8 protein-coding genes are annotated in these 10,315 nt (G+C 70.4%); 6 read left to right on the forward strand and 2 right to left on the reverse strand.

The genetic code is table 11. The features are described 5' to 3' along the window. The first annotated feature begins 17 nt into the window (after positions 1-17). Both ACZ6QQ_RS17225 and lipB read left to right on the forward strand, forming a co-directional pair. Complete coding sequence (locus tag ACZ6QQ_RS17225) at positions 18-1,868, forward strand: DUF6311 domain-containing protein (protein ID WP_465877310.1); 1,851 nt, start codon at positions 18-20, stop codon at positions 1,866-1,868. Between the two features lie 66 nt (positions 1,869-1,934). Beyond that, entirely contained in the window at positions 1,935-2,573 is a 639-nt protein-coding gene (lipB, locus tag ACZ6QQ_RS17230; RefSeq protein WP_465877311.1) for a lipoyl(octanoyl) transferase LipB, read from the forward strand. A gap of 69 nt (positions 2,574-2,642) precedes the next feature. Here lipB and aspS read toward each other — a convergent pair whose 3' ends face one another. Next, the gene (gene aspS / locus ACZ6QQ_RS17235) at positions 2,643-3,968 is read right to left on the reverse strand and encodes an aspartate--tRNA(Asn) ligase (RefSeq protein ID WP_465877313.1); all 1,326 of its coding nucleotides are present in this window, start codon (positions 3,966-3,968) and stop codon (positions 2,643-2,645) included. Positions 3,969-4,400: 432 nt separating this feature from the next. Between aspS and lipA the strand changes: the two genes are divergently transcribed. The 3 genes from lipA to ACZ6QQ_RS17250 all read left to right on the forward strand — a co-directional run bounded on the left by lipA (position 4,401) and on the right by ACZ6QQ_RS17250 (position 8,014). Continuing rightward, entirely contained in the window at positions 4,401-5,432 is a 1,032-nt protein-coding gene (gene lipA / locus ACZ6QQ_RS17240; RefSeq protein WP_465877314.1) for a lipoyl synthase, read from the forward strand. A 314-nt stretch (positions 5,433-5,746) separates the two neighbouring features. Further along, positions 5,747-7,267: an NAD(P)/FAD-dependent oxidoreductase gene (locus ACZ6QQ_RS17245; protein WP_465877315.1), complete on the forward strand. Its 1,521-nt coding sequence runs from the start codon at positions 5,747-5,749 to the stop codon at positions 7,265-7,267. Positions 7,268-7,324: 57 nt separating this feature from the next. Beyond that, positions 7,325-8,014 (forward strand): DUF4191 domain-containing protein, encoded by a 690-nt coding sequence (locus tag ACZ6QQ_RS17250; RefSeq protein ID WP_465877317.1) that lies wholly within the window; start codon positions 7,325-7,327, stop codon positions 8,012-8,014. A 61-nt stretch (positions 8,015-8,075) separates the two neighbouring features. Here ACZ6QQ_RS17250 and ACZ6QQ_RS17255 read toward each other — a convergent pair whose 3' ends face one another. Continuing rightward, positions 8,076-8,477, reverse strand: coding sequence for an RDD family protein (locus ACZ6QQ_RS17255; RefSeq protein ID WP_465877555.1), 402 nt, complete (start codon positions 8,475-8,477; stop codon positions 8,076-8,078). A gap of 300 nt (positions 8,478-8,777) precedes the next feature. Between ACZ6QQ_RS17255 and glnA the strand changes: the two genes are divergently transcribed. After that, on the forward strand, positions 8,778-10,202 hold the full coding sequence (glnA, locus tag ACZ6QQ_RS17260) for a type I glutamate--ammonia ligase (protein ID WP_465877318.1): 1,425 nt from the start codon (positions 8,778-8,780) through the stop codon (positions 10,200-10,202). Positions 10,203-10,315 lie beyond the last annotated feature (113 nt).

Genomic DNA, 10,315 nt, shown 5'->3' on the forward strand with positions numbered 1-10,315 from the left:
TTGGTAACGTCCGCCCCGTGCCGATTCCCTCGTCCCTGGTCGCCGGGCCGACGCCGGCCGGTTCCGACCCGCCGTCGCCCCCCGCACCGCCCATCCCGACAGGCCGCGACAGGCGGGTTGACCTGCTCGCCCTCGTCGCCGCCCTGGCACTCGCGGTCTGGGTCACCAGCGGCCTGTGGGCCGACCCGAACGGCCGGGCGATCACGGTCAACTCAAGCGACCAGGCCCTCTTCGAATGGCTGCTCGCCTACGGGGCGCACGCGTTCACCCACGGCGCCGACCCGCTCTTCACATCACTGCTGAACGTCCCCGACGGGGTCAACCTCGCGGTCAACACCTCGATCACCGTGTACGCCGTCGTCTTCGCCCCGCTGACGTACCTGATCGGACCACCGGCGACCTTCCTGGTGGTACTCACCCTCAACCTGGCCGCCACCGCGCTCGCCTGGTACTGGCTGCTCTCCCGGCACCTGGTCCGGCACCGCGCGGCGGCGCTGCTCGGCGGGCTCTTCATCGGCTTCGCCCCCGGCATGGTGTCGCACGCCAACGCCCACCTGAACTGGACCGCCGGCTGGCTGGTGCCGCTGCTGCTCTGGCGGGTGCTGCGCCTGCCCACCCCCGGCCGCTGGATACGCAACGGCGTCATCCTCGGGGTGCTGGTCGCGGTCGCCTTCTCGATCGCCGCCGAAGGGCTGTTCTTCACCGCCCTGGCCTGCGCCGTCTTCCTCGGCACCTGGTCGCTGGACCGGACCCGTCGGGCCGAGGCACGCGCCGCCCTACCCACCTTCCTGCGTGGGCTCGCGGTCGCCGGGGCGGTGGCGTTCGCGCTGCTGTCGTACCCGTTGTGGTTGCACTTCCTCGGCCCGCAGCGCTACCACGGCACCGGCTTCGACCCCCGGATCCACGCCGAGGACATCCTCGCCTTCGCCGCGTTCCCACAGCGCTCACTGGCCGGGATGGCCGGACTGGACTCCTCGCTCGCCCCGAACCCGACCGAGGAGAACTCGTTCTTCGGGCTGCCGCTGCTGATTCTCGCCGTGGCCTGCCTGGTGCTGCTGTGGCGGCACGCCGAACCCGGCCGCCGGGCCACCCTGCGGGCGCTCGCCGTCACCGGCGGGGCCTTCGCCGTCCTCTCCTGGGGACCCCGGATCAAATTCGACGGCCACATCCTCGACTTCCCGCTGCCGTACGCGCTGCTGGGCAAGCTGCCCGTGTTCAACGCCGCCCTGCCATCCCGGCTCGCCCTGGTGGTGGCGCCGATCATCGGCCTGCTGCTCGCGTACGCGGTGCAGCGGCTGGCGCAGGCTCCCCTGACACGACGGGCCCGGATCGGCGCGACCGTCGGCTTCACCGTCGCCCTGCTGCCCCTGCTGCCGGTGAGCCTGCTGACCATCGAACGGGAACCGATACCGGCGTTCATCACCTCCGGCGACTGGCGCGGGTACGTCACCACCGGGGGCGTACTCGCCCCGCTGCCGTTCACCCTCGACGTGACCCCGGACGGGCAACGCTGGCAGGCGTACGCGCTCGCCCACCGGCAGGGCGAGTTCGCCATCCCGTCCGGCTTCTTCCTCGGCCCCGGCGGACCGGACGGGCGGGGCCGGATCGGCCCGGTCCCCCGCCCCACCGACGCCCTGCTGGCCGAGGTCGCGCAGACCGGCACCGTACCGCCGATCAGCGACGCCGACCGGGCCGCCGCCCGCGCCGACCTGCGCTACTGGCGGGTCGAGGCGGTGGTGCTCGCCGACCGGGTGCACGGCGCCAAGTACCCGGTGCACGTCGACGCCCTCCGGCAGGCCGCCACCGAACTGCTCGGCCCACCCCAACGCGTCGACGACGTCTGGCTCTGGCGCCTGCCCCCACCGTGACCGTCTCTGCCTCGGTGAGCGGGCTCACCGGGGTCGGGAGGTGCGGGCGGGACTAGTCTGGAGGGCGTGACCAGCACTGTTTCCGGCCTGAAGGCCGTTGCGCTCGGCGAGATCGACTACCTGGCCGCCTGGGACGAGCAGCGCCGGCTGCACGAGGCGGTGGTCGCCGGTGAGCAGCCGGACACGGTCCTGCTGCTGGAGCACCCGAGCGTCTACACCGCGGGCAAGCGCACCGAGCCGGCCGACCGGCCGGTCGACGGCACCCCGGTGATCGACGTCGACCGGGGCGGGAAGCTGACCTGGCACGGGCCGGGGCAGCTCGTCGGCTACCCGATCGTCCGGCTGCCGGACCCGGTGGACGTGGTCGCGTACGTCCGGCGTACCGAGGAGATGCTGATGGAGGTCTGCGCCGAGGTGGGGCTGGCGACGACCCAGATCGAGGGGCGCAGCGGGGTCTGGGTGGCGCAGGACGAGCGCGGACCGGCCCGCAAGGTCGCCGCACTGGGCATCCGGGTCGCCCGTGGGGTGACCCTGCACGGGTTCTCGATCAACTGTGACTGTGAACTGGGCGCTTTCGACCAGATCGTGCCGTGCGGCATCCGGGACGCCGGAGTCACCTCGCTCACCGCCGAACTCGGCCGCCGGGTGACCGTGGCCGAGGTGCTCCCCCTGGTCGAGCGCCGCCTGCCGACCCTGCTCGGCTAGTTTCCGTCCACCGCGTCGAGAAGTGCCCCGGGTAGCACCACACCCGGGGCACCTCCGTTCGACGGGCGGCTACGGGGTCAGCCGGTGCAGGTCGCGGGGGAACGCGGTGACCTCCCGTACGTTGGCCGCGCCGGTCAACCGGGCGACGAACCGTTCCAACCCGATCGCGAAGCCCCCGTGTGGCGGCATCCCGTGCTGGAACGCCGCCACGTAGGTCGCGACCGGCTCGACCGGCTCACCCCGGGCGGCGAGCGCCGCCAGGTAGTCGCCGTGCCGGTGCAGGCGCTGTCCGCCGGTGACCAGTTCGACCCCACGGAAGAGCAGGTCGAACCCGTTCGAGTACGCCGGCTCCACGGCACCCGTACGCGCCGGCCGGTGCTCGGGGCTGCCCGGTCGGGCCGGGTGGGTGTAGAACGGGCGCTTGGCCATCGGGTAGCCGGTGACGAAGAGGAAGTCGCAGCCGTGCTCGGCGCCGGCCCACTCCCCCAGCGCCCGTTCGTGGGCGGGGGCGAGGTCGGGTTCGTCCGGCGGGGCACCGGCGATCCGCAGCGCCTCGGTGAAGTGCACCGACGGGATCTCGGCCGGCACCGACGGAAGCTCGATCCCGAGGGTGGCGAGCGCGGCACCGGCCCGCCCGGCGACCGAGTCGAGCATGCCGGCGAGCACCTCGCGCAGCATCGCCATCACGTCCCGGTGGTCGTCGACGAAACCGAACTCGACGTCCAGCGACGTGTACTGGGCCAGGTGGCGGGCGGTGTCGTGCGGTTCGGCCCGGAACACCGGCCCGACCTCGTACACCCGCTCGAAGACGCCGACCATCAGCTGCTTGTAGAACTGCGGCGACTGGGCCAGGTACGCCGGCCGGCCGAAGTAGTCGAGCGTGAAGACGTTCGCCCCGCTCTCGGTCGCACCGGCGACCAGTTTCGGGGTGTGCACCTCGACGAAGTCGCGGGCGTCGAGGGTGGCCCGGAAGCCGGCCACCGCCGCCGCCGAGATCCGCAGCGCGGCCGACCGGGTCGGGTGGCGCAACGCCACCGGCGCGTGGTCCAGCTGGGTCGGCAGGGTCGCGGCCAGGATCGGCCGGTACAGGTCGAACGGGGGCGGTACGGCGGGTTCGCCGAGCAGGCGTACCACGGGTTCCACCAGCTCGCCCCCGGCGGGCGCGGCAGGGTTCGCGGCCACTCGGCCGGTCACCTCGATCACGGTCTCCTCCGGCAGCTCGGCCAACCGGGCCCGCAGTTCCGGGTCGGTGACCACCACCTGGGCCAGGCCACCGGCGTCGCGCAGGATCAGGAACGCCACCGATTTGAGCAGCCGGCGGCGGTGCAGCCAGCCGGCGATCGTCACCGGGCGGCCGACCTGGGTGGGCAGGGAGGTGGAAAGGACGCGTCGCATGTGGTGTTACCTCCTCGTCAATCGCAACGCGATCCCCGGGAGGTGTGGGCGAGCGGGAACCTCGCGGTGCCACCACACCTTCACCGTCGGCGGGGAAGCCGACGGCCTCTTTCGTCGCCCGTGACGTGGGCCGGTCGGCGGGCTCTACTGGATGCCGTGACCATCTGCCCCGACGTCGTTCTTCCCGCAGCTCAGGAGGGTCTTCACGGCCCGGACGGGTGTCACCTTCGCAGCTGCCGGTGACTCTCTCGAAACCCGCTGGTCGAACCGTTACTCGGCTCCGTCGTCGCTGTTGCGGGAGACCCTAACAGGCCCCGTCCGGGACCGGCACCCGGTTTCGGACCGGGTGGGTGAGTGCGATCACAACCTGCGGGTAGTGAGCCCCGTCGCCTACGCCGCCACCGACCTCCCGCTACGCGTAGGCTCGGATTCGTGACCATCGAGCAATCCGGAACGCCGACTGCCGCGCCGCAGCCGGCCGGCAGTGTCGCCACCGCTTCGGGCCCTCGGACCACCGGACCCGCCGCACCCGAGGGACGCCGCCTGCTCCGCGTCGAGGCGCGCAACGCGGCGACGCCGATCGAGCGTAAGCCGCCGTGGATCAAGGTCAAGGCGAAGATGGGCCCGGAGTACACCCAGCTACGCGGCCTGGTCTCCCGCGAAGGTCTGCACACGGTCTGCCAGGAGGCCGGCTGCCCGAACATCTACGAGTGCTGGGAAGACCGCGAGGCCACCTTCCTCATCGGCGGTGACCAGTGCACCCGTCGTTGCGACTTCTGCCAGATCGACACCGGTAAGCCGGCCGAGTTCGACGCCGACGAACCGCGCCGGGTCGGCGAGTCGGTGGCGGCGATGGGGCTGCGCTACGCGACGGTGACCGGGGTGGCCCGCGACGACCTGCCCGACGGCGGTGCCTGGCTCTACGCCGAGACCGTCCGCCAGATCCACGCCCTCCAGGGTGGCTGCGGCGTCGAGCTGCTGATTCCCGACTTCAACGGCGACCCCCAGCAGTTGGCCGAGGTGTTCGGCTCGCGGCCGGAGGTGCTCGCGCACAACGTGGAGACGGTGCCGCGGATCTTCAAGCGGATCCGGCCCGGCTTCCGCTACGAGCGGTCGCTGGACGTCATCACCCAGGCCCGCGCGGCCGGTCTGGTGACCAAGTCCAACCTGATCCTCGGCCTGGGCGAGCAGCGCGAGGAGATCTCGCAGGCGCTGCGTGACCTGCACGCCGCCGGCTGTGAGCTGATCACCATCACGCAGTACCTGCGCCCGACCCCCCGGCACCACCCGGTGGAGCGTTGGGTGAAGCCGGAGGAGTTCGTCGAGCTGGCCGCCGAGGCCGAGCAGATCGGTTTCGCCGGGGTGATGAGCGGGCCGTTGGTGCGCTCGTCGTACCGGGCGGGTCGGCTCTACCAGCAGGCGCTCGACGCCCGGCAGGGTGCTGTCGCCGCGCTCGCCGGCTGACCCTTCCCGCGCCCGGAACCGGGGTGCGTGCCCGCCGAATCCGGCGCGGTACGCACCCCGGTTCCGTTGGTACGCGCAGCGTGCCGACCACCTGGGACGGGAGGGTGGCGGGTGGCCGGTTCGCGGCAAACCTCGCGTTGTGCCTCTCCCGGCCGGGAGGGACACAGCCCGCCCGAAACCCGTCACACGTGTTAGATTCCGGCCGTCCAGCCTCAGCCCCTGCGGGGCCGTGACGGTCATGCACCCGTTGGCGGGTAATGGTCGGTTTCGGCATCGGGGTTGCCGCCAACGCATCGAAGGTGATGAATAGCATCATGGCGACCACGCCCCACACCGTGATCATCGGAGCCGGCCCCGCCGGACTGACCGCCGCGTACGCGCTGACCAAGCGAAACGCCTCGGTGCAGGTCTTCGAGGCCGACGACGTGGTCGGGGGGATCAGCCGCACGGTCGAACGCGACGGCTGGCGTTTCGACATCGGCGGGCACCGGTTCTTCACCAAGGTCTCGTCGGTCGAGGCGCTGTGGCACGAGATCCTGCCGGACGAGGACTTCCTGCTCCGGCCCCGAATGAGCCGGATCTACTACGACGGGAAGCTGTTCGACTACCCGCTCAAGGCCGGCAACGCGCTGCGCAACCTGGGCGTGTTCGAAGCGATCCGCTGCGTCGGCTCGTACGCCTGGGCGCGGATCAGCCCACCCAAGGACCAGAGCCACTTCGAGGGCTGGACGTCGGCCCGGTTCGGCAAGCGGCTCTACACCAAGTTCTTCAAGACGTACACCGAGAAGCTGTGGGGCATGCCCGCCACCGAGTTGCAGGCGGCCTGGGCGGCGCAGCGGATCAAGAACCTCTCGCTCTCCGGCGCGGTGATCAACGCCCTGATGCCGAAGCGCAACCAGAAGGACATCACCAGCCTGATCGAGGAGTTCCAGTACCCGAAGTTCGGCCCCGGCATGATGTGGGAGCGGGCGACCGAGCACGTGACCAAGGCCGGCGGCACGGTGACGATGCAGTCGTGGGCGACCGCCGTGCACCGGGCCGAGCAGGGCGGCGCGGTCGCGGTGACCGTGACCGACGCCGACGGGACGCACCGGCACGACGCCGACCACGTCGTGTCGACCATGCCGCTGTCCCAGCTGGTGCAGATCATGGACCCGCCGGCCCCGGAGAACGTACGGGCCGCCGCCGACGCGCTGCGCTACCGCGACTTCCTCACCATCGCCCTGGTGGTCCCGGCCGAAGCCGGCTTTCCGGACAACTGGATCTACGTGCACACCCCCGGCGTACGGGTCGGCCGGATCCAGAACTTCGGCTCCTGGTCGCCGTACCTGGTCCGGGACGGTTTCACCTGCCTGGGCCTGGAGTATTTCGTCTTCGAGGGCGACGACCTGTGGGAGATGGCCGACGACGATCTGGTCAAGCTCGGCACCGACGAGCTGGAGCGGCTGCGGCTGGTCACGCCGGGCGCGGTCAGCGCCGGTTACGTGGTCCGGATGCCGAAGGCGTACCCGGTCTACGACGAGGGCTACGAGGACGCGATCGGCACCATCCGGGGCTGGTTGGCCGAGGCGGTCCCGAACGTGCACCCGGTCGGCCGCAACGGCATGCACCGGTACAACAACCAGGACCACTCGATGCTCACCGCGATGCTGACCGCGGAGAACATCCTCGACGGCACCACCCACGACGTGTGGCAGGTCAACGTCGAGGAGGAGTACCACGAGGAGAAGGACTCCGGCTCCGGTTCGGGTTCCGGCAACCACGGCACCGGACGGTCGGCGCCGGTGCTGCCGAAGCAGCCGAAGGGCTCCCGTACGACGGAACCGACCCGGTAGTCGCGCGGCGGTGGCCGCGGGTGAACGGGATCAGCGCCGCCCACTACACTTTCACGCATGGCAAAACCCCAGGAGAAGGTGTCGTTCGGCCAGCGGCTGAAGCAGATCGGCATGGTGTTCTCGTTCACCGCCAAACAGGACAAGTGGTTTGTCCCGTTGGCGGCCGGCGCCGTATTGATCCCGCTCGCACTGACCGTGGTCGCGTTTTTGTTCTGGGGTTGGATCTGGATCCCGATCGGCATCCTGCTGACCGTCCTGGCCGTGCTGATCGTGCTGAACCTGCGCTCGAACCGGGCGATGATGAACGCCGCCGAGGGGCAGCCGGGCGCCGCCCCGCAGATCCTGGAGAGCATGCGGGGTGACTGGCGGGTGACCCCGGCGGTCAGCTCGACCACCCAGATGGACATGGTCCACCTGGTGCTCTGCCGGGCCGGCGTGGTGCTGCTCGCCGAGGGCAACCCGCAACGGGTGCGCGGCCTGCTCGGACAGGAGAAGCGCCGGCTGGCGAAGGTGATCGGCAACGCCCCGCTCTACGACTACACCCTCGGTCAGGGTGAGGGCGAGCTGCCGATCCGCAAGCTGCGGATGACGCTGATGCGGCTGCCACGCAACCTGAGCGGCAAGGACGTGAACGCCCTCGACCGCCGGCTCAAGGCGCTCACCGCCCGGCCGCAGATGCCCAAGGGCGCCATCCCGAAGAACATGCGCCCAGCGAAGGGCGCGTTCCGCCAGACCCGGGGTCGCTGACCCTGATCTTCGGCGGCCACCGCCAGAAGACACAATCATGTCCCGTTGCGGACGGATCCGGTCAACTGCCTGGGGCGGGCCGGGCGGGGTCGGCGGACACGATGACCGAGCCGACCGCCCGGTCGTGCCAGCCGCGCCGACGCTCGTTCATGATCAGCACCGGGATCACGAGCGCCACCAGCACGCCACGGAGCAGGCCCCGGATCACCCCGATCCGACCGCCGTCGGCGTACGCGACACAGCGCAGGCGGGTGACGAACATGCCGGGGGTCTGCGCGAACAGGCCCACGAAGAAGCCGTACACACCGATCAGGACCAGGACCGGCGGCCAGCCGTCGCGTACCGGGTCACCGAAGAAGTTGGCCACCAACAGGCAGAGCACCCAGTCGATGACCAGCGCACCGAACCGGCGGGCCAGGCTCGGCGGTACGAAGGCCGGGTCCGTCGCCGGGCTGGTCGCCATGCTTCCATCCTGAATCGCCACGGAGAGTCAGGGTATCGGGGACCGTCCGGCGGCCCGGCACCGGCCGGGGCACCGGTCCGGTTCCGACCGGTTCCCACCCGCGACACGGAGTCCGGGCACTGCCGCTCAGGCCCGCGCAGGGGTATCGTCCGAGCGGGGGACCCGACCAGGGCCATCCAGTGGGGATCACGCTCCGCAAATGACGTAACACGGCAGAAACATAAGAGACATGCTCGGGCAACCCCATGGTCATAGCGTCCCCACCAGCCTAGCCACCCCGTGGACGTGCCAGGAGGATGTGTGTTCGCCAATCCCGAGGAACTCCTGCGATACCTCAAGAACGAGGACGTAAAGTTCGTCGATGTACGTTTCTGTGACCTGCCGGGCGTGATGCAGCACTTCAACCTGCCGGTCGAGTCGTTCGACGACAGTGTCTTCACCGACGGTCTCGCCTTCGACGGATCGTCGATCCGTGGTTTCCAGGCGATCCACGAGTCGGACATGCTGCTGCTCCCCGACGTCGCCACCGCCTTCATCGACCCGTTCCGGGTGGAGAAGACGCTGGCCCTCAACTTCTTCATCCACGACCCGTTCACCCGCGAGGCGTACTCCCGCGACCCGCGCAACGTCGCGAAGAAGGCCGAGGCCTACCTGGCCGCGAGCGGGATCGCCGACACCGCGTACTTCGGTGCCGAGGCGGAGTTCTACATCTTCGACTCGATCCGGCACGAGACCTCGGCGAACCAGGCCTTCTACTACATCGACTCGATCGAGGGCGCCTGGAACACCGGCCGCGAGGAAGAGGGCGGCAACCGCGGTTACAAGACCGCGTACAAGGGTGGCTACTTCCCGGTGCCGCCGGTCGACCACTACGCCGACCTGCGCGACCAGATCGTCCGCCGGCTGATCGACACCGGCTTCACCGTGGAGCGCTCGCACCACGAGGTGGGCACCGCCGGCCAGGCCGAGATCAACTACAAGTTCTCGACCCTGCTGCACGCCGGTGACCAGCTCCAGCTCTTCAAGTACATCGTGAAGAACCAGGCCTGGGCCGCCGGCAAGACCGCGACCTTCATGCCCAAGCCGCTGTTCGGCGACAACGGCTCCGGCATGCACACCCACCAGAGCCTCTGGCTCGGTGGCGAGCCGCTGTTCTACGACGAGACCGGTTACGCCGGCCTGTCGGACACCGCGCGCTGGTACATCGGTGGTCTGCTGCACCACGCCCCGTCGCTGCTCGCCTTCACCAACCCGACGGTCAACTCGTACCGCCGGCTGGTGCCGGGCTACGAGGCGCCGGTCAACCTGGTCTACTCGCAGCGCAACCGCTCCGCCTGCACCCGTATCCCGGTGACCGGCAGCAACCCGAAGGCCAAGCGGGTCGAGTTCCGGGTGCCGGACCCGTCCGCCAACGTCTACCTGGCCTTCTCGGCCATGATGATGGCCGGCCTCGACGGCATCAAGAGCAAGATCGAGCCGCCGACGCCGATCGACAAGGACCTCTACGACCTCCCGCCGGAGGAGTGGGGCTCGGTCAAGCAGGTCCCCGGTTCGCTGGCCGAGGTGCTCGACTCCCTCGAAGCCGACCACGACTACCTGCTTGAGGGTGGCGTCTTCACCCCCGACCTGGTTTCCACCTGGGTCGACTACAAGCGCACCAACGAGATCGACCCGGTGCGCCTGCGTCCGACCCCGCACGAGTTCGCCATGTACTACGACTGCTGACACCCGCAACACCCACGGCGAGGGGGGGGGGGGGGGGGGGGGGGGGGGGGGGGGGGGGGTGGGGGGGGTAACACCAAGACAGCACGCACCGCACGCGCCGCGGGGGAGGAGGG

Source organism: Micromonospora sp. NPDC049529, from assembly GCF_055586685.1.

Excerpts from the sequence above, each read along its gene's own strand:
- ACZ6QQ_RS17255 (WP_465877555.1), bottom strand. The coding sequence starts at position 8,477 with ATGGCGACCAGCCCGGCGACGGACCCGGCCTTCGTACCGCCGAGCCTG.
- aspS (WP_465877313.1), bottom strand. The coding sequence starts at position 3,968 with ATGCGACGCGTCCTTTCCACCTCCCTGCCCACCCAGGTCGGCCGCCCG.
- ACZ6QQ_RS17250 (WP_465877317.1), top strand. The coding sequence starts at position 7,325 with ATGGCAAAACCCCAGGAGAAGGTGTCGTTCGGCCAGCGGCTGAAGCAG.
- ACZ6QQ_RS17245 (WP_465877315.1), top strand. The coding sequence starts at position 5,747 with ATGGCGACCACGCCCCACACCGTGATCATCGGAGCCGGCCCCGCCGGA.